We start from the raw sequence: 17,273 nt of genomic DNA, 5'->3' as shown, positions 1-17,273 counted from the left end.
AGGATTTGATGCGGCAAACAATGGAAGCGCAACAATTGTTGCGGCACTTGCGGTCAATACAAGCACACTGGCACGTGATACCATAACTCCGACTCCCCTGTATTTCAGACCATGCTTCATACTCCTTTTTTTCCCTGAAGAACTTGTACAAAATCGTCGGCGCGATATTTCAGCGCCACAGCCCTTTTCGCCCGTCCGGCGATGGGCTAGCCCCGGCAAATGGCATCACGTCCCGCAAACGCAGTCTTTGGTATAGATCGTTCATTCAGTGGGCGCACGTGGCGCTGGCGCGGCGGAAACATGGATCTCGGAGACAACATCGCCGGGCTGGAGGACGATCTGGTTACCCAGTTACTTCTCGCCCGCGGGGTTCCGCGTGACGATCTTGCCCGCCACCGCAACCCGACGCTGAGGGATTTTCTTCCTGACCCCTCCACATTCAATGACATGGACGTGGCCGCAGAAAGGCTGGCCCAGGCGGTAATCTCGGGCGAATCGACAACAATTTATGGCGACTATGACGTTGACGGCGCAACCAGCGCCGCCCTGCTCATTCGCCTTCTGCGGATGCTTGGGCATCATGCGGACTATTACATCCCTGACCGTCTGCTCGAAGGATACGGGCCAAGTGGAGAAGCCCTGGTCCGACTGGGGCAGAAAGGTAGCAGCCTGATCGTTACCGTAGACTGCGGCGCAATGGCCTATCAGGCGCTGGAAGAAGCGCATACAGCCGGTGTCGATGTCATTGTGGTGGACCACCACAAATGCGCGGTTGAACTGCCGCAGGCGGTGGCGCTCGTCAATCCCAACCGTCTGGATGAAAACGATATTGCCGCCGCACATGGCCATCTCGCCGCCGTGGGGGTGGCCTTTCTTCTGGCAGTCGCGACAGTCAGGAGCTTGCGCCAGCGCGGCTATTTCGAAACGCGCCGCGAACCCAATCTGCTGTCCCTGCTCGACCTTGTCGCACTGGGCACTGTCGCCGATGTCGCCGCGATCCACGGGCTCAACCGTGCCATGGTGGCCCAGGGGCTCAAGATCATGGCGCGCCGCGAAAATGTCGGCATGTCGGCTCTGATCGACGCATCCCGCCTGAATCGCGCACCCATCTGCAGCGATCTTGGCTTTGCGCTGGGGCCGCGGATCAATGCGGGCGGGCGCGTTGGCGAATCAACATTGGGGGTCCGTCTTCTCACGACCGAAGATCCCGATGAAGCCCGTGCGATTTCCGCGCAACTTTCCCAGCTGAACGAAGAACGTCGCGCAATCGAGGCGGCGGTGCAGGAAGCGGCGGAAGCCCTGATTCCGACGCAGCACAACAGGGCAGTGGCAGTTCTGGCAGGGCATGGTTGGCACCCCGGGGTCATCGGCATCGTTGCCGGGCGAATCAAGGAGAAGACAGGCAAGCCCGCTCTGGTCATTGCACTGGATGCCGATGAAGAGACCGGGCATGGCAAGGGCTCCGGTCGGTCGATCAGCGGTGTCGATCTGGGCGCTGCGATTATCGCTGCGCGCGAACACGGCTTGCTGGTCGCCGGTGGCGGTCACGCCATGGCTGCAGGGTTGACTGTCGAATCCGGCAAGATCGACGCGCTTGCCGACTTTCTCGACGAACGGCTGGCCCGAGCGGTCACCGCTGCACAGTCCCAGCAATCGCTGCTGCTGGATCTGGCGGTTGCTCCCGGCGGATTGAAGCCGGGTCTGGTCGAATCGCTGGAAAGTGGCGGCCCCTATGGCGTGGGCTGGCCGAGCCCGCGCATCGCCGTGGGGCCGGTACGGCTGATCAAGGCCGATGTGGTGGGCAAGGATCACGTTCGTCTGATTGCCGCCGGGCGCGATGGCGCCTCGTTCAAGGCCATCGCTTTTCGCGCAGCGGAAAGCGAACTGGGGCAAACCTTGCTGCACGGAACGCAAGGACGGAACCTGTGGTTGGCTGGGCGGCCCAAAATCGACGATTGGGCCAGTAGCCCCAAAGCGGAACTGCATGTGGAAGATGCGGCCTGGGCCGACTGAATACGAACTTATACAATCTCTTTGCTGCGAGGGGTTGACCAGCCCCCGCCCCCCCCCTAAAGGCCCGGCCTGCACCAAGTGGCCCCTTCGTCTAGCGGTCAGGACGCGGCCCTTTCACGGCTGAAACACGGGTTCGATTCCCGTAGGGGTCACCACGGGTGCAGGCGGATTTATCCGCACCATATACATGGCCTTGTGGCCCCTTCGTCTAGCGGTCAGGACGCGGCCCTTTCACGGCTGAAACACGGGTTCGATTCCCGTAGGGGTCACCAGCTAAGTAGTTGATATTGTTAGGGGGAATCGCGAAAATGCGGTTTCCGTGGCACTTTCGTGGCACATTTGGCGTTTTTCGAGGCCACCCCAGCCCCCGTTCCAGGCTCTTTTAGATCACCTCAATAGCTGCCCAGTAGACGAGGGATTCGTTCGCGGCAGCCGCCACCGACAGGCAAGCCCTCCCCACAGACCAGCCAGACATCCGCGTCAGGAACCGTAGATCTGATTGAGCTTGGCTGCTTCGCGGCCATAGTCCGCGTGATCGATCCATTTCGAGTAGTGCCGGAACAGCATTGCCGCGCTCTTGTGGCCAAGCTGGCGGGCGATATAGGCCGGGTTCACCCCGCCCATCAGCGCCGTCGTCGCGTAAGTGTGGCGCGTTTGATAGGCATCACGGCTGCGGATGCCGAGCGCACGCAGTGCGGGATGGAAATAGAGCTTCCGCTGATCCTGCACGTCCGGCCACGGCGTGTTTGTGACCGGGTTGATGAAGATCGGCGAATCGAGCCCCCGCATGAAGCTGTGCGCCTTCTGGCGTCTAAGCACGGCCATCATTCGCGGAGTAAGATCGACGTCGCGCACGGTCCTGGTCTTGGTCGATTTCTCCACGGCCCGGACGCGGGCACGCTCGACCCGGATGGACTGGCGCTTCCAGTCGACGTCGCGCCACTGGACGACGATCTGTTCGCTGGGACGCATGCCGGTCCCGAAGGCGAACTCATACCAGTTCCAGACCTGCTCGTCGTAACGCTCGTGCATATAGGTGAGGATGCGTTCGGTCTCTTCCCGGTCGAACGGGTCCGGCTCGCGTTTCTGATGCTTCTGGCTCTTGATCCGTTCCAGCGGCGAGCGGTCGATCAGCTCGTCGTCGAGAGCCATCTCGAAGATGCCGCGCAGCGGAATGACGTTGTTGTTGATCGTCTTGCCGCTGACCTGCTTCGCCCGGTCGGCGATGACCTTCTTGATCTCGCTCGGCTTGATGCTCTTGAGTTGCCGCTCACCGAAAGCCGGCGACCAGACATTATTGATCGCCGACACATAGTCGGACATCGTCGATTTCTCGACTACGAGCGTTGCGAGCCACTCTTTCGCATAAGTCTTGAAGCCCGCGTATTTGTTCCGGTCGGGTTTGGCATCACCCTTGGGAAACGTGCTTTCATAATCGAAGACGCCGAGATCGATTTCCTGATGGACACGGGCCATCAAGCGCTCGGCCGCCTTGATGTTAGCGGATGTGGGTTGGAGCTGGAGCGTTTCGCGATAGAGCCGCCCGTTCCAGCGGAAGCGGACGCGAATGCAGCTTTTCAGCGGCTCGACGCCAGTCCCTGGCCGTTTTCTACCCATTTGTGGAAGCCTTCGAGGTCGATGCAGATGCTGCCATCGGGAGCGCGGCGATATTCGCGGCCCTGAATCCACACGCCGTCGGCGATCTTTCGATAGACCGCTTTCTCGGTGTAGCCGGTCAGCTCGGCGAAGCGCTTGATGCGCACGTAGCGCGCGCCCGTCATGACAGTGCTCCGGTTGAGGAAAGGAAACCACGGACAGCCAACCGTCCGCTGCTTCCTCTCTCCTCCCGCTCCCTTCCCTTCCGGCCGATCTGCGATGACCGCATGGCCGGCCGACCAGGACGGGCAGGCGCTCGCGAACGTGGGTCTGGATAATCCTCGCAGAAATGGCGCATGGATCGCTGGCCTGTTGGGCAGCGCAAGCAGGCCATGACGCGACGTCAGTCTAGCATTTCGATCCTGGTCCTAAAAAGAGGCCAAGATCGCATATTTGGGCAACCCACTGCCTAATCTCGTGCTTTCGCCTGTCAGCCTATTGGCGTTGTCGCGCCTTGGAAGAGACTCGCAGCGTTCCACTCGCCGTTGTTGATGGCCTCGAAGAATGGGACAAATGATCGGGACGCATGGCGGCCTGCCGCGCGCGATCGCGGGCGCGCTGATTGACAGGAGGGGGTGGAGCCTCGATCGTCTCGGCGTCATCGTCAACATGACCGGTCCGCTCGCCGGCATGGCCTCCGCAATGCTCACCGGGTGGCTGGCCAACAGGCTCGGTCGGCGGCGGATACTTCTTGTCGCAGCGGCCGTTCAGCTTCTAGCCGTTTTCGCCGTGGCGGCAGCGGTCATGGCGACGGCAATCCCTGCCGCTGCCGTCGCCGCATGTGCAGTCGGTTATTTTCTCCTCTACACGCCCGCCGCAACCGCCCTCGCCGTCGTCATGATGGACCGCACCGCCGGTGAGGCGCCGGCCACGGACTATTGTCAGGATGTTTGCCGGGCGCGCGCCGCGATACGCTTGCGGGCCATGCCGATATGCTTAACCGGCGGAGCGTCGATGCCGCGTTCTTCGTTGGACCGATGATCGACGCGGACATCATAGCCGAGCGCCGCGAACTTATCGTTCAGCATCATCGCCCAGGCCGCGCGGATTTCGAGCAGCTTCACGCGGCTGTTCCATTCGCGCGGTTTCCGGCCGAACATGCCGTCGACAATCGGACGGGTCGGTATCAGCACATAGCCATGGTGGCGCTTGCCTCTGGGCGTATCGCCCATTTCGATCAGTGTCAGGTCGGCGGCAAAACCCGCGATGCAAAATATCTCGCTGGCGAAACGCTGCAGAACCGCGATCGACGCCGGCAGGTCCAGTTCATCGGGCAGCGCCACGTCGAACTGACGGCCAAGCTGCGCATCCTTGCGGATTTCGGCGGCTTCGAGCGCGTTCCAGAAACACTCGCGATCCTCCCACTGCGCGGGGCCCCCGGACGGCAGTATCAGCGCAGACCAGGCAACCGCCCGCTTGTTCACGAAATTGGAAAACCGGCCGTAGCGCTCATCGTACAGGCGGCAGCTGTTTTGCCATGCCGCGGCCGCGACGATACTGCGTCCGGCGCCGCGGCTGATGATATTCACATGGAAATGAAAGATCGCCATCTTTTCCGCCTGTCCCAGCGTCACGCCCGAACCGGACCGTCAATTTTCATGACTGGTCCTTCCCGCCGTCCCGCTACCATTCGGGTGAGAGGTCCTGTTTCAGCCCGGCGATCACCGCATCCGAGATCGCCTCAATGCATGTGCGTTCGATGCTGGCCAGGTCACCGTGGATCAGTTGCCGCGGGAACCGCATGCGTTGGCCCGCATAGAGGACAGGCAGCGCGATATGCGCGGTCGATGCACCGAGCCGGAGCAGTGCGATCAGATGATCCTCCAGCCTAATCCCCGGATCGCCGGACTCGATCGCGCGATACCAGCGCAGGCTTCCGCCCATTTCGGTGGCGACCTCCAGCTGCGTCAAACCGAGCGCCTTTCGCGCCTGCCTGATCTTCTCGCCGGAGAGCTTCTTGAGTTCCTTGAAGATCGACAGGTCGACGTCGGCGAATTTTCCATCGGATGCCATATGTCCTTCCTCCCCGGTTCGGCCCGTCGGGCTCTGTGGGTAATCCGGCAAAGGTAGGATCGTGGAGTAACCAGCATCAAGAATAGATGCCGATGATTTTAGAGGAATATCTCTGCCCATTTATAGCGGATGCGCGACCATATTTATGTTTCGACGCACAATGAGCAGTTAATTTCCATTTTCCTCCAAATCGGATCATTCAGGAACTTTATTGCCGAACCGGCACCAGATCAGTCCATGTGATCCCGAAAGCGAATTTATAAGGCTAAGTTCGCATATTTACGGCTAATATCGCCATTTCAGGCACCCCACTGCCGGGGCCTGTTGCAATCCTCTTCGTTTCAAATCACTCAGATCGTGTTGCGAGGGTTCAAGTCGAATCGGACCTGATACTTCGGACCATTAAGTATTCATCAACCATGGCGCGGGGCGCCAACATGGAGTCGTGCATGATGCCGATTGCCAAAGCGATGACGGCTGCCCTGGGCACACTGATCGTCACGACGACAGCCTGTGCCGGACCCGGCGGACATGGCCGACAGACAGTTATCGCGCCGGTGGCCGAGCAGCCGCGCATCGTGGTGGCGACGGTCGATGGGTTCGTTCTGCGCGCCGCCGTGACGAACCGGATGGAGTCGATGCCCGCACCCGTCACTGCCGAGCACATCCCGGTGGGGTCGGGCACGCATGTCGATGCGCGCCTGCTCTCCCGCCCTGCCAGCACTCTTCAGGAGAGATCGCATGCACATCCATAAGCCCACCCGCCTGTTTGGTGCGGCAGCCCTCGTCCTCCCCTTGTTGCTCGCTGCTCAAGGCGCAGCGTTCGCGCAAGCCGCCGATCCGCTTACCGCCGCCGCGCGCGATGCCGAAAGCGAGTTGCGGCAGACCTTCGTCAATCTGCAATTCGAGGATTTCGGGCCGGCGCCCGTCAAGGGCCCGATCTATCAGGCGACGGCGGGCGGCCGCATCATCTACTATGCGCCTGACAGCGAACATCTGTTGTTCGCGGAAATCTACGACCGCAACGGCCAGAACCTCACCGCGCTGGCGCAGAACGCCGCTTCAGCGAAGAAACTCGCCGGGATCGACACCGGCATGGCCCTCGCCATCGGTCCGGCGGGCGCGCCCACGGTGATTGAGTTCACCGATCCCGACTGTCCCTACTGCCGGGCGCTCGACCGCTTCTGGGCGGCGAAAGCGGCCGAAGGCAAGCCGGTGCGGCGCCTGATCTTCTTCGTCTCCGGCATCCACGCCGAGGCCGCCGCCAAGGCCGAGCATGTCCTTTGCTCCCCGGACAAGGAAGCGGCGTTCAAGGCGATCTACGCCGGAACCGCGCCCACGCCTTTGCGCACATGCGCGGAAGGCAAGGCCAGGGTCGAGGCGCATGCCGGAATCGTCGGCAAGACCGGCATCACCGGCACGCCGACCCTGATCGCGGACGGACAGATGATTTCCGGTTTCCGGCAGGCCGAGATCGAGGCGTTCCTCGACGGTAAGAAGGCGCTCGCCAATGCCGGCCGCTGATCGCCTTCCGGCTCCTCACATCGCGAACGCGCGGTGCATCGGCTCTGCCGCTGCCGCGCAAATCCCAATGCCGGCGGCGGGACCCGAACCGGGCCGTCCAGCCTCGCCGTCGGCCGACAGCGATCCTCATCGATGCCGGCAAGCAGTCCCCGGAGCGGCCCATCTTCCCTGGAGCAAGTGCATGTTGAAAACACTCGGCAGACAATCCGCCTCAATCGCCAATGTCGGCATTCCCGTAACCCTGCTCGCGCTGCTCGGGGCCGGTGGGGCTCACGCCTTCTCGGCGCCGGCGGCCGGCGACCTCGGCTACGACATCTACGATATCGTGGTCAATCAAGGGGTCAAAGGCCCGCTCGGCTTCGTCGGCGGCGTCGCGGCCTTCCTGTTCGGCGTGAGCAGGCTCTTCTCGAACATCATGATCGGCATCCCGACCATCGTGGCGGCCGTCTGCCTGATCAAGGCGGACTCGATCCTCCAGACATTCGGAATGGTCATCTGACGGATTGGTCCGCCGCCGCGCCTGGGCGCGGTCGGCGGACCTCAACGGGCCAGGGCGCATGAGGCGCACTGGCGGGACAACCCCCGAAGTTCAACCAGCTTCGCAGGGAGGTCACGACGCAAGGAGGAGAAGGCTCGTGGACGAGCGGCTACCCCAATATCTGCACAAACCCGTCCAGATCCTGTGGTTCGGATCGGACGAGTTCGTGCTCGTGATCACGGTGATCTTCGTCGCCGTGATCGTGGGCGGGATGCTCGGTTGGGCGCTCGTCGCGGGTCTTCTCCTTTTCGTTCCCTGGCTCCGCACCAAGCCGCGCGGCTTCATCCCGCACATGGCCTGGCGCTGGGGCCTGGTCCGCTGGTCCAACTATCCGGGTCCGACCCAGACTCGGTTCTACGAATGAGGCGGGCCATGTTCGGACGCAAATCCCCCGGCACACCCCCACGCGATCCGCTGATCGGCAAGCCGGGCAGCTATGGCATCCACCGCTACCTGCAAGGGGCGAGCAACCTGTTCGAGGAGAACCGGCTGTTGAAGCTCGCCGTCATCGGCCTGTTCGGGATCACGGCGGTGCTGGGCACGGTGATCTACACCTCCAACCAGAACACCCGGACGATCATCGTCCCCTACGGCGCGGGCGGCGACCTCTATGTCACGGGCGGCGAGCCGTCCGAGGCCTATCTGCGCTCGATCACGCGCAATGTCGTGTCGCTCTCGGGCACCTACTCCGCCTACTCCGCGGATCGGCAGTTCCAGGAACTGCTGAGCATCACGCACCCCTCGACCTACAACAGCCTGCGCGACAGCCTCAACCGGCTGCTCGACGAACTGGCCAATAATCCGACGCTCTCGATCGCGACCTATATCCGCCCCGACCAGCCCGTCACCTGGACCCGGACCGAGATTCTCGTGCCGGTCGAGAAGGTCCGGGTGATCGGCGGGGTGATCCGCAAGTTCCGGGGCAATCTTCGGATCCGTTACGTGATCGACAATGGCCGCTTCTGGCTGACCGCCCTCAATGAGGAAAATTTCGATGTCCAGCCTCGCTAAGTCCGCGCGGCCGAGCCTGATGCTGCTCGCCCTGTCGCTTGCCGCTCCGGCCGCCGCGCAATCCATCATGGTTCTGCCCGACCAGACCAGCACGATCCGCCTGTCAAACCGCGACATCAACCATGTCATCTGTTCGGGCGGAGAAATCGAGGACGTCAGGTTCAGCGCCGAAAAGGCGATCGCCGTGGAGCGCGCCGGTTCCGACGCCTGGATCAAGTTCCTCGTTCGCGAGATCGACGACGCCGGGATGGTGACGCGCAGCTTCGTCACCGTGCCGTCTGAGTTCTTCATCACCTGCAACGGCGCGGTCTATGCGCTCTATGCCGAGCCGTCGGATATTCCGGCGCAGACGGTGATGCTCCAGCCCGGCGCTCCCCAGCGCGCCCGCGCCAATGAGGAACTGCTAGGACCCCTGGTCGAAGAAGAGCGTGCAGTCTCGATCACGCTCTCGATGCTCCAGGACCGGATCCCGGCGAGCTTCACCAGCGTTGCGCCCCGATCCGGGCCGATCCGGCTCGCGACGCTGCCGGGCGCCACGCTGGAGGAACGACGCCGCATCGAAATCGACGGGTCCGGCCTCTCGGCATCGGAATATCTGGTCTCTGCCGCCGGCGGCGCGCAGCTCGACGAACGCGGTTTTCTCGACGGCGCGCTCGGCGCCAACATCTTCGCGATCACCCTCGACCGGGGCAATATCGAGGCCGGGGAAGCCGCGCGGCTGATCGTCGTTCGCCGGGGAGCCGGGCAATGAGCGGCGGGGACTCTCGCGGCGGTCGCGGGCCCCGCGGGCGCGGTCCTGCCGATCGCGCGGAGGAACTCGACCTCGACGGCTATGAGGCGGACCGCCCTCGTCCTGGCGAGAATACGCGCGGCCCCGCGCTGCTCGATCTCAAGACGCGGTGGCAAACGCTGACCGCACGCCAGCAGCTGCGTTTGAGGCAGCTTGGCGTTGCCGGTGCGATCGGCGTGCTGGGGCTCGGCCTCTACACGGCCAGCGGCGACAAGACCGAGCAGGCCGCGCCATCGCCCAGTTCGAAGCTCGACATGGGCGCGGGGCTTCGCGGCGACAGCCTAGAGGTCAAGCTGCGCGGCGACCTGCAGAAGATTCTTGATGGACAGCAATTGCTCGGCGATCGCGTCTCCGCCATCGAGGAAGGCAAGGTCGCGCCCGGTTCCGGCACGCCGCCCCATGCGCTGGACGGCGATCTTCCTCCGGCGATCCCCGGCTCGGTTCCCGACTTTCCCGAACCGCCCGCGACCGGTGACATCGATCCTTCCGTCGCGAAGCCGCCCGCGCCGCCCGCCGCGCCGCCAGCGCCTCCGGCCCCGCCGGTCGAGAAGACCGTGGGCGCGATCGGCGCCGCGACCAGTCCGGTCGCGGCCGCCGATGGGGCACAGGCCGCTAAAAAAAAGACGCGGACCATCTATTTGCCACCTGGTTTCATGAAGGCGCGGCTGCTGACCGGGATCGATGCGCTGGCGAGCCGGGATGCGACCAACAATCCCGAACCGTTGATCGCGCGGGTGCAAGCCCCCGCCGTCCTGCCCAATGACGTCAAAGCCAACCTCGCCGGCTGCTTCGTCATCGGCAACGCCACCGGCAGCCTCGCGAAGGAACGGGTCGAAGTCCAGTTGGTCAGCCTCTCTTGCGTCGATTTCGACGAACGCTCGGTGGTCGACCAGCCCATCAAGGGCTTCTTCGTCGACGCCGACGGCAAGAAGGGCCTCTCCGGCAAGGTCGTCACCCGCGCCGGCGCGGCCCTTGCCCGCGCGTTCATCGCCGGGACCATCACCGGGGTCGCCGATACGGTCCAGAATACGGTCGGCGACGTCTCGACCTCGGCGCTGGGTTCGGTGCGCACGCTCGATGCGGGCGACGCCGCCAAGGCCGGCATCGCCGGCGGCCTGTCGCGATCGTCCGAGAAGCTCACCGATTTCTATCTCGATCTCGCGCGCCAGGCGGGGCCGATCGTTGAGGTCGGCGCGGCGAAGGACGTCGTGGTCGTGATCCAGGAGGGCGTCACCCTCGATATCAAGCCGACCGCCGGAAGCAAGTTCTGATGCGCCGGCTCCTCATCCAACAGGGAGTATCGCCCATGCGGCCTCTATCGCCCGCGCGCCGATCGCGCGCCCTCTCCCCGCTTCTTCCGGTCTGCGCCGCCTTCATGCTGAGCGGCTGCGCGACGATGGGCTCGATCATGTCGCCCTATAGCGAGAAGTTCAGTTGCAAGAACGACGATCACGGCCAGTGCATCCACCCTGAGAAGGCCTATGCCGATGCCGTTGCGGGCGTCGCGTCGAAGTCCGATCCGGCGGTCACCAGGGACAGGAAGTTGCTCAGGGACGGCAAGGCCGCGCGCGGTTCCACTGGAACAACGTCGGGCGCCTTCGCCGGTTATCGCGATAGCGTCTATCGCGAGCTCCAGGGGCTGATCGAGCAGCCGGTCACGCCGATGCTCAAGCCCCCGCGTTCGGTCCGGACGCTGATCCTGCCCTATGCCGACCGCCAGCGGCCCGACCGGCTCTACATGCCGCGCTATGTCTATTCGCTGGTCGAGCGCCCGCAATGGGTGGTCGGCGACTATCTTGTCGCCCCGGTTTCGCCCGCGTCCCGCGCGAACGTGCTCGAACAGGTCAGGGACCGCCCCGACGATGGCCAGAATGATGCGGGGGCCCGGCCATGACCAGCTATCAATCGGGCATGACGCTGGCGCGGCTGCGCCGCAGCGTCGAGCGCGACAGCTATTCCGATTTTCTTCCGCTCGCCGCCTGGGTCGAGGAAGAACAGGCCTTCCTCACCATCGACGATGGCTGGGGCTATAGCTGGGAGCTGATCCCCTCCCCCTACATGTTCGCCCATGTCCATGAGGCGCTGCTGGGGCTGCTCAACGTCAATTTTCCCGAAGGCACGATCCTCCAGCTCCAGAGTTTCGCCGACCCGCTGATCGACGATGCGCTCGACGCCTTTCTCGACCTCAAGACACGGCCCGATCCGCTCATCCAGGCCTCGGCCCGGCGCACCTTCGACTATCTGCGCGCCGGCACCATGGGCTTGAAGGCCCTGCATGGCATCCCGATCCGCGATTTCCGCGCATTCCTGTCGGTCAAGACGCGCGCGCCGATGGACAGCGACCTGCGCCGCCAGATCGAGGAGCAGCTCGCCAAGCTCGGCATCCGCCCGATGGCGCCGAGCGAGATCATCTCGCTCTACCGGCGCATTTTCAACGGCGTTCATGCGCCCGCGCCCGGCGTCTTCACCCAGACCGCCGACGTGCCGCTGCGCCGCCAGATCATCGATGCCGGGCCGGCGCTCCGCTTCGACGGGCCGGAAGTATATCTGGGCAACCAGGTGGCGCGCTGTCTGACGCCCAAGTCGCCGCCGCGGCGGATCACCGCCGAACGTGCCAATCGTCTCACCGGCGGCATGCGCGGGTCGTCCGAGGACAGCGACCAGATCGGCGGGCCGTTCCTCTATACGCTCAATGTCCTCTTCGATCACTCGGCCTTCGAGATCCACAAGCGCGCGCAGATTCTCTCGGCGCAGAAGGCGGCGGGGTCCTTCGCGGTCGAGGTCGGCAAGCAGATCGAAGAGATCGGGTGGATCCTGGACGAGGCCGGAAACACCCGGTTCGTCTCGGTAATCCCCACCATGTGGGTGTTCGGCCGCGACCGCCATCAGGCCCGCGAGATGGCGGCGCGCGCCAAGCGGCTGTGGGAGAGCGAACCGCTGCCGTGGATGGTCCAGGAGGAATCCTACCTCAACCCGATCCTGCTGGCCGCGAGCCTGCCCTTCGGCCTGTACCCCGAGCGACGCACGATCGGTATGCTGCAGCGCGATTTCCGCGTGCCGGTGCGCGCGGGCGTGCTGATGTCGCCGATCCAAACCGATTTCCGGGGCGGCGGGCGGCCGGCGCTGCTCTACACGGGCCGCAAGGGGCAGCTCATCACGCTCGACCTCTTCGATCCGCGTATCAACAACTACAACTTCATCGTCTCGGCGGAATCGGGCGCGGGCAAGAGCTTCCTGCTCAATAACCTGTGCCAGCAGTATTTCGCGCAGAACGCGCTCATCCGCATCATCGACATCGGCGGCAGCTACAAGAAGCTCTGCACGCTCTGCTCGGGCCGTTACATCGATCTGGGCGAAGAGCATCTCGTCCTCAATCCGTTCGACCTGGGGCTCGCTCTCGACGGCGACGATCGAGAGTCCGCGATCTCGATGGCGGTGTCGATCGTCGCGGAGATGGCCAACGCCGGGACGCGCAAGGGCGTCACCACGTCCGAATGGAACCTGCTCAAGTCCGCCGTGCAATGGGCGATCGAGAGCGGCCGCGCGGAAGCCGGGATCGATGCGGTGCGCGAATGGCTCGGCTCCTATCCGGCCAACACCGTCTCCGATCTCGACCGGGTCGACCACCTCGTGCCCACGGCGCGCGAATTGGCCTTCAACCTGCGTGATTTCGGGTCGGACGGAGCCTACGGCCATTATTTCAACGGTCCCAGCACGTTCGACATCTCGAACGATGAATTCGTGGTGCTCGAACTCGAGCGCCTGAAGGCCATGCCTGACCTGTTCAACGTGGTCGTCATGGTGGTGATCAACGCGGTAACGCAGGAACTCTACCTGTCCGCCCGTGATCGCCCCCGCTTCGTGCTGTGCGATGAAGCCGCGCAGTTCATGACCCGCGAAGAGGGCCAGGACCTGTCGCGCCTCGCCGAGGCGATCAGCCAGGGCTATCGCCGCGCCCGAAAATATCGCGGCAGCTTCGGCATCATTCTCCAGAGCATGAACGATCTGCTGCTGTTCGGCGGCACGGGACAGGTGATCCTGGAAAATGCCGCGACGCGCTTCCTCCTGCAGGGATCGACCTATGACAAGGCGGTCGAAAACAAGATCCTCGACTATTCGGGTTTCGTCCTCGACCTCCTGAAATCGGTCCGCAACAACAAACCGAACTATTCGGAAGTCTTCATCGACAGCCCGCTTGGCCTCGGCATCGCCCGGCTCGTCGTCGATCCGTTCAGCTACTGGATCAACACCTCCGCGCCCGAAGACGTGGCCGCGTTCGAGGCGCTGGTCCGCGCCGGACGCTCGCCGCTCGAAGCGGTGTGCGATCTCGCCGGCGTCGATCCCGCCGGGATAATCGGCACGTCCTTCGATGACGCAGCGCCGCTGAAGCGGAGCGCGCTGTCATGACGCGGCGCTCCCCCTCCCCCGACCAGTTGCCGCTCCGGCTCGTGGAGAGCCCGGATGAGGATATCGAGCGGATCATCGAGGCGCGCGTCGCCGCACGGGCGGAAGCCGACGCATTGCGCTGGCGCTTCCGCCTGGTGGTCATCGAATCCGTGATGATCGCATCGCTCGTGCTCGCGGCCGGGCTGGTGCTCGAACAGCCCGCTGGCATCGTTCTTCGCGGCGCGGCGATCGTTGGCGGCGGCTGTTTCCTGACCGGGCTCATCCTCATCGGCCTGACCGGGGCCGCGGGCCGCTTGCTCGCAAAACTCAGGAGGAAAAGATGATGCTGGACATACTCCCGCCCAGTGGCGGCAATGAGCGCCTGACCCTCGTCGTGCGCAGGCCGGACGAATCCCTTCACGACTACCTGGTCCGCTGCCAGTGGGAACTGGGCGACCGGGTCCGGTTCCTCGCGTCCGTTCGCGATGCGCAATGGACCATCCTAGAAAGCGAGCGCCAGCGCTGGCGGCGGCACGCTCTCCTGCTAACCTTCACCGGGCCGGTCATCACCGCCCTGGCCTATGCCGCTCTTGGCTTGTGCGGGGCCGCGGACAGCGTGCTGCCAGTGCCGCTCATGGCCGGGCTGATCGCCTGTGCCGGAATTGCCGGCGCCGCGCTGGCGATCGGCATCGCCCGCATCATCGACAGCATCCCGAATTGGCTGGTCACGCGGAGGGCACGGAGATGGGCATGAACGGCAGCTTCTCCGGCTCGCCCGACCCGTCGTCGATCCGGCCGCTGATCGGCGACATGATCCGTTGGCTTGCCCGACAGATCGACGGCGGGATCGACGAAATCCCTCCTCGTCCCGGAAAACGGCCGGAGAATCTTTTGATCCGTCCAGGGATGGCCCCGCGCCTGCCGGGCGAGACGCAGGAAGCCTACGTCGAACGCCTGCATCGCTCGAATGAAGCCGTGCTCCTGATCATGACCCGTTCCGCGCTTGCCATGGAATATACGTCCGGTCGGGACGAGAGGATCGCGGCTCTGCGCTTTCGGCAGATCGTGGGCCTCGAAGCGGCGGCGGCCTCGATCATCGTCGGCCTGTTCCTGCTCGTCCCGGAAATGCCCCTGTTCATGCGGGCGGCCATTCTTGTCCTGACGCCGATCGCGCTTGTGCGGGGAGGACTTTGGTTCCTGCACCGCGCGTCGAGGATGGCAAATGCCCTCGCCCGACATGCCGAAAGGTGGGGCCGATGAACGGCATCTTCTCCGGCGCGCCTTGTCCGTCATCCATTCGCCTGCTGGTCGGCACCCATCTGCTGTTGATCCTCCAGTCTTCGCTGGTGCTCTGGTCGGCCCCCGACCTCGGCGGCAGCCAGGCGCTGATCTGGCTCACGCTGTTCCTGGGCGTCACCGCGTTCATCTGCGCGGTCTGCGGCGAGAGTCGTACGCCTGCCGTTCCCTGGAGGGAGCGCCGCCGTGGTCGATAGACGTGTCCCCCAAGGCTGGCATGTCCTCGCCATCCAGTCCGCGCTCATCGCCGGGTGTCTGGCCGGCGCGCTGATCGTCGCGGGGGTGGCCCACGCCGAGACATCGACCATTGGTCGTACATGGCCGATCGCCGAGCCCGACGCGATGGCCGAGATCGAGGCGCGTGCCGCAAAGCAGCCGCCCAATATGGCCGAAAAGTTCGGGCCGCGTTCGGGCTGGAGCGCATTGAAAGGCGCGACGCTCGGTGTCGCGCGCCAGAACCAGGTTCGCAGCGTTGTGCCGTTCTACACGCTCGATCAGGAAATCCGGCTGCCGGACGGCAAGCTGCTCTATCCTGCGGGCTTCACCTTCAACCCGCTGACCTATGTGTCGCTGCCGCAGAAGCTGGTGGTCGTGCATCCCCGCGATCTGGGCTGGGCGCTGAAGACCGCCGCGCTCACCGACTGGATCATCCTCACCGGCGGTGGGGACGCAAAGGACGATGCGCTCTCGCTTGGCGAGAAGCACGGCCGTGCCCTCTTCATTCTCGAGGAGCGCGTGAAGGAGCGGTTGGGCCTCACCGTCGCGCCCGTGATCGTCCGGCAGGTCGGCCAGAAGCTGGAGCTGACAGAGGTGCGCGTCGATCGCGCTCCCGTACGAAAGGCCATCCCATGAGTCGGCTCATCTCGATGCTGCGCACCGGCGCGGCGGCCCTCGCTCTGGCGCTCGTCGCGCCCGCCACGCCTGCGCATGCCTCCAAATGCGAGGCGGGCACCGTGTTCAATCCGATCACCAAGGTGCGCTGGAACTGCATCTTCCCGATCACGATCGGGGGCGTGCGGGTGGGCTCCTACGATAAGCTCGACAAGGAACTGGACGCCCAGTCGGCCTCCAAACCGCTCTGCGCCTGCCGCAAGGGTGCGACCTTCTGGTTAGGGGTCAAGGTTTCGTTCTGGTCACCCAATCGCATGGTTGATGTCGTGACCGAGCCGGGCTGCATGATGGCGCTCGGTGTCGATCTCATGCCGACCGGTGGGAAATTGCAGGGCAGCCAGTCGTCGATCTCGGACGGCACCAACACCCGCAAGATGTTCGCGCAGGCGCATTATTACATCTCGCCGGTCTGGAAGATGCTCGACATGTTCACGGACCTGCCGTGCATCGAGGATGATGGCTTCGACGTCGCGATGATCACCGAGGTGCTGCCGACCTGGCAGTCGGGCACATTGGGCGCTATCATCCAGCCCGAAGGCATCCTGTTCGGCAATCCGGCGGCCGGCCTCGCCTGTATGGCCGACAGCGCCGCCGCAGCTGCTGGCAAGGTCATCGATCCCCTGTTCTGGTGCATGGGCTCCTGGGGCGCGACCTATCCGGTCGCCGGCGACATCCATTTCGGGGACAGCGTCGAGGCCTGGGCGGGTCTCGCCGCGCGCTCGACGTTCATGATGGGCAGGCTGGGCGCTCTCACGATCCACTCGGCGGACGGCTGCTCGTTCAAGCCGCAGCCGATCTGGACCAAGAGCCGCTACAAGATGCAGATCATGGAGCCGGTCAAGGGCGGCAAGTGCGTCAACATCGGCCGTCCCGGCGCGCTCTGGACATCGGGCAAGCACGCGCCGGGCAAGGACAATGCCCAATTCATGTTGTTCGAGAAGGCGATCTGCTGCGCGGGGATTTCCACGCCATGAGCAGATCGCTTCCCCCAAACCGTGCGTCTCGCGCGGGTAGCTGCCCCGCTCGTCACGGAACGCTCCCCACCGTGAGCGGGCGCGCGGAAGGAGCGGCGGTGTGCCTTTCAACCGCCGCTCCCCCCTCGGTCAGCGCGGCCGAAAGCCCCCCGCCGGGGCCGGCAATGCCCCCTCCCGCCGT

At 64.3% G+C, this 17,273-nt stretch carries 20 protein-coding genes and 2 tRNA genes; 18 read left to right on the top strand and 4 right to left on the bottom strand.

Annotated features, from left to right (window positions below; translation table 11 throughout):
* Nucleotides 1-219 precede the first annotated feature (219 nt).
* The 3 genes from recJ to EGO55_RS17775 all read left to right on the top strand — a co-directional run bounded on the left by recJ (nucleotide 220) and on the right by EGO55_RS17775 (nucleotide 2,285).
* Complete coding sequence (gene recJ / locus EGO55_RS17785) at nucleotides 220-2,013, top strand: single-stranded-DNA-specific exonuclease RecJ (RefSeq protein WP_040716104.1); 1,794 nt, start codon at nucleotides 220-222, stop codon at nucleotides 2,011-2,013.
* A gap of 80 nt (nucleotides 2,014-2,093) precedes the next feature.
* Nucleotides 2,094-2,168: transfer RNA gene (locus EGO55_RS17780), tRNA-Glu, on the top strand.
* Nucleotides 2,169-2,210: 42 nt separating this feature from the next.
* Nucleotides 2,211-2,285, top strand: a tRNA-Glu gene (locus EGO55_RS17775).
* A 208-nt stretch (nucleotides 2,286-2,493) separates the two neighbouring features.
* Here the strand turns inward: EGO55_RS17775 and EGO55_RS17770 are convergent.
* The 4 genes from EGO55_RS17770 to EGO55_RS17755 all read right to left on the bottom strand — a co-directional run bounded on the left by EGO55_RS17770 (nucleotide 2,494) and on the right by EGO55_RS17755 (nucleotide 5,682).
* Complete coding sequence (locus EGO55_RS17770; protein ID WP_021246312.1) at nucleotides 2,494-3,630, bottom strand: Arm DNA-binding domain-containing protein; 1,137 nt, start codon at nucleotides 3,628-3,630, stop codon at nucleotides 2,494-2,496.
* Complete coding sequence (gene xisR / locus EGO55_RS17765; RefSeq protein ID WP_021246311.1) at nucleotides 3,591-3,794, bottom strand: excisionase family protein; 204 nt, start codon at nucleotides 3,792-3,794, stop codon at nucleotides 3,591-3,593. Before xisR ends, EGO55_RS17770 begins: the two co-directional genes overlap by 40 nt.
* 756 nt (nucleotides 3,795-4,550) lie before the next feature.
* Nucleotides 4,551-5,219: a MobA/MobL family protein gene (locus EGO55_RS17760; RefSeq protein ID WP_021690788.1), complete on the bottom strand. Its 669-nt coding sequence runs from the start codon at nucleotides 5,217-5,219 to the stop codon at nucleotides 4,551-4,553.
* Nucleotides 5,220-5,292: 73 nt separating this feature from the next.
* Nucleotides 5,293-5,682 (bottom strand): helix-turn-helix domain-containing protein, encoded by a 390-nt coding sequence (locus EGO55_RS17755; RefSeq protein WP_021246309.1) that lies wholly within the window; start codon nucleotides 5,680-5,682, stop codon nucleotides 5,293-5,295.
* A gap of 449 nt (nucleotides 5,683-6,131) precedes the next feature.
* Between EGO55_RS17755 and EGO55_RS17750 the strand changes: the two genes are divergently transcribed.
* From EGO55_RS17750 to EGO55_RS17680, 15 genes are all read left to right on the top strand, one after another.
* Nucleotides 6,132-6,437, top strand: a complete 306-nt coding sequence (locus tag EGO55_RS17750) for a DEAD/DEAH box helicase family protein (RefSeq protein WP_037484342.1) — start codon at nucleotides 6,132-6,134, stop codon at nucleotides 6,435-6,437.
* Nucleotides 6,424-7,206 carry a DsbC family protein gene (locus tag EGO55_RS17745; protein WP_021246307.1) on the top strand — a complete coding sequence of 261 codons (783 nt, stop codon included), beginning with the start codon at nucleotides 6,424-6,426 and terminating at the stop codon, nucleotides 7,204-7,206. The genes EGO55_RS17750 and EGO55_RS17745 overlap by 14 nt, the downstream gene beginning before the upstream one ends.
* 181 nt (nucleotides 7,207-7,387) lie before the next feature.
* Nucleotides 7,388-7,705, top strand: coding sequence for a hypothetical protein (locus EGO55_RS17740; RefSeq protein ID WP_013846818.1), 318 nt, complete (start codon nucleotides 7,388-7,390; stop codon nucleotides 7,703-7,705).
* 136 nt (nucleotides 7,706-7,841) lie between these two features.
* A complete protein-coding gene (locus tag EGO55_RS17735; RefSeq protein ID WP_013846819.1) occupies nucleotides 7,842-8,108 on the top strand; it encodes a type IV conjugative transfer system protein TraL in 267 nt (88 codons plus the stop codon).
* 8 nt (nucleotides 8,109-8,116) lie between these two features.
* Entirely contained in the window at nucleotides 8,117-8,755 is a 639-nt protein-coding gene (locus EGO55_RS17730) for a TraE/TraK family type IV conjugative transfer system protein (protein ID WP_021246306.1), read from the top strand.
* Nucleotides 8,739-9,506 (top strand): type-F conjugative transfer system secretin TraK, encoded by a 768-nt coding sequence (locus EGO55_RS17725; RefSeq protein WP_021246305.1) that lies wholly within the window; start codon nucleotides 8,739-8,741, stop codon nucleotides 9,504-9,506. The genes EGO55_RS17730 and EGO55_RS17725 overlap by 17 nt, the downstream gene beginning before the upstream one ends.
* Nucleotides 9,503-10,816, top strand: coding sequence for a TraB/VirB10 family protein (locus EGO55_RS21415; protein WP_021246304.1), 1,314 nt, complete (start codon nucleotides 9,503-9,505; stop codon nucleotides 10,814-10,816). The genes EGO55_RS17725 and EGO55_RS21415 overlap by 4 nt, the downstream gene beginning before the upstream one ends.
* Nucleotides 10,817-10,851: 35 nt before the next feature.
* Nucleotides 10,852-11,439, top strand: a complete 588-nt coding sequence (locus EGO55_RS17715; RefSeq protein WP_031291881.1) for a TraV family lipoprotein — start codon at nucleotides 10,852-10,854, stop codon at nucleotides 11,437-11,439.
* Nucleotides 11,436-13,952, top strand: a complete 2,517-nt coding sequence (locus tag EGO55_RS17710; protein ID WP_021246302.1) for a TraC family protein — start codon at nucleotides 11,436-11,438, stop codon at nucleotides 13,950-13,952. Before EGO55_RS17715 ends, EGO55_RS17710 begins: the two co-directional genes overlap by 4 nt.
* Nucleotides 13,949-14,275, top strand: coding sequence for a hypothetical protein (locus EGO55_RS17705; protein WP_013846825.1), 327 nt, complete (start codon nucleotides 13,949-13,951; stop codon nucleotides 14,273-14,275). The genes EGO55_RS17710 and EGO55_RS17705 overlap by 4 nt, the downstream gene beginning before the upstream one ends.
* A complete protein-coding gene (locus tag EGO55_RS17700) occupies nucleotides 14,272-14,685 on the top strand; it encodes a hypothetical protein (RefSeq protein WP_021246300.1) in 414 nt (137 codons plus the stop codon). Before EGO55_RS17705 ends, EGO55_RS17700 begins: the two co-directional genes overlap by 4 nt.
* A complete protein-coding gene (locus EGO55_RS17695; protein ID WP_037484338.1) occupies nucleotides 14,682-15,191 on the top strand; it encodes a hypothetical protein in 510 nt (169 codons plus the stop codon). The genes EGO55_RS17700 and EGO55_RS17695 overlap by 4 nt, the downstream gene beginning before the upstream one ends.
* Nucleotides 15,188-15,424, top strand: coding sequence for a hypothetical protein (locus tag EGO55_RS17690; RefSeq protein ID WP_021246298.1), 237 nt, complete (start codon nucleotides 15,188-15,190; stop codon nucleotides 15,422-15,424). Before EGO55_RS17695 ends, EGO55_RS17690 begins: the two co-directional genes overlap by 4 nt.
* Nucleotides 15,414-16,079, top strand: a complete 666-nt coding sequence (locus EGO55_RS17685; protein ID WP_021246297.1) for a conjugal transfer protein TraW — start codon at nucleotides 15,414-15,416, stop codon at nucleotides 16,077-16,079. Before EGO55_RS17690 ends, EGO55_RS17685 begins: the two co-directional genes overlap by 11 nt.
* Before the next feature lie 14 nt (nucleotides 16,080-16,093).
* A complete protein-coding gene (locus EGO55_RS17680) occupies nucleotides 16,094-17,092 on the top strand; it encodes a TraU family protein (protein WP_021690790.1) in 999 nt (332 codons plus the stop codon).
* Nucleotides 17,093-17,273: the final 181 nt, after the last annotated feature.

The sequence above is a fragment of the Caenibius tardaugens NBRC 16725 genome (genome assembly GCF_003860345.1).
GTDB classification, from domain to species: Bacteria; Pseudomonadota; Alphaproteobacteria; order Sphingomonadales; family Sphingomonadaceae; genus Caenibius; species Caenibius tardaugens.
This window is presented reverse-complemented; position numbering and strand designations above follow the sequence as displayed.

Bases quoted from the DNA above. Each gene is read 5' to 3' on its own strand.
- recJ (WP_040716104.1), top strand. From the start codon at position 220: ATGGCATCACGTCCCGCAAACGCAGTCTTTGGTATAGATCGTTCATTC.
- EGO55_RS17770 (WP_021246312.1), bottom strand. From the start codon at position 3,630: ATGGGTAGAAAACGGCCAGGGACTGGCGTCGAGCCGCTGAAAAGCTGC.
- xisR (WP_021246311.1), bottom strand. From the start codon at position 3,794: ATGACGGGCGCGCGCTACGTGCGCATCAAGCGCTTCGCCGAGCTGACC.
- EGO55_RS17760 (WP_021690788.1), bottom strand. From the start codon at position 5,219: ATGGCGATCTTTCATTTCCATGTGAATATCATCAGCCGCGGCGCCGGA.
- EGO55_RS17755 (WP_021246309.1), bottom strand. From the start codon at position 5,682: ATGGCATCCGATGGAAAATTCGCCGACGTCGACCTGTCGATCTTCAAG.
- EGO55_RS17750 (WP_037484342.1), top strand. From the start codon at position 6,132: ATGATGCCGATTGCCAAAGCGATGACGGCTGCCCTGGGCACACTGATC.
- EGO55_RS17745 (WP_021246307.1), top strand. From the start codon at position 6,424: ATGCACATCCATAAGCCCACCCGCCTGTTTGGTGCGGCAGCCCTCGTC.
- EGO55_RS17740 (WP_013846818.1), top strand. From the start codon at position 7,388: ATGTTGAAAACACTCGGCAGACAATCCGCCTCAATCGCCAATGTCGGC.
- EGO55_RS17730 (WP_021246306.1), top strand. From the start codon at position 8,117: ATGTTCGGACGCAAATCCCCCGGCACACCCCCACGCGATCCGCTGATC.
- EGO55_RS17725 (WP_021246305.1), top strand. From the start codon at position 8,739: ATGTCCAGCCTCGCTAAGTCCGCGCGGCCGAGCCTGATGCTGCTCGCC.
- EGO55_RS21415 (WP_021246304.1), top strand. From the start codon at position 9,503: ATGAGCGGCGGGGACTCTCGCGGCGGTCGCGGGCCCCGCGGGCGCGGT.
- EGO55_RS17715 (WP_031291881.1), top strand. From the start codon at position 10,852: ATGCGGCCTCTATCGCCCGCGCGCCGATCGCGCGCCCTCTCCCCGCTT.
- EGO55_RS17710 (WP_021246302.1), top strand. From the start codon at position 11,436: ATGACCAGCTATCAATCGGGCATGACGCTGGCGCGGCTGCGCCGCAGC.
- EGO55_RS17705 (WP_013846825.1), top strand. From the start codon at position 13,949: ATGACGCGGCGCTCCCCCTCCCCCGACCAGTTGCCGCTCCGGCTCGTG.
- EGO55_RS17700 (WP_021246300.1), top strand. From the start codon at position 14,272: ATGATGCTGGACATACTCCCGCCCAGTGGCGGCAATGAGCGCCTGACC.
- EGO55_RS17695 (WP_037484338.1), top strand. From the start codon at position 14,682: ATGAACGGCAGCTTCTCCGGCTCGCCCGACCCGTCGTCGATCCGGCCG.
- EGO55_RS17690 (WP_021246298.1), top strand. From the start codon at position 15,188: ATGAACGGCATCTTCTCCGGCGCGCCTTGTCCGTCATCCATTCGCCTG.
- EGO55_RS17680 (WP_021690790.1), top strand. From the start codon at position 16,094: ATGCTGCGCACCGGCGCGGCGGCCCTCGCTCTGGCGCTCGTCGCGCCC.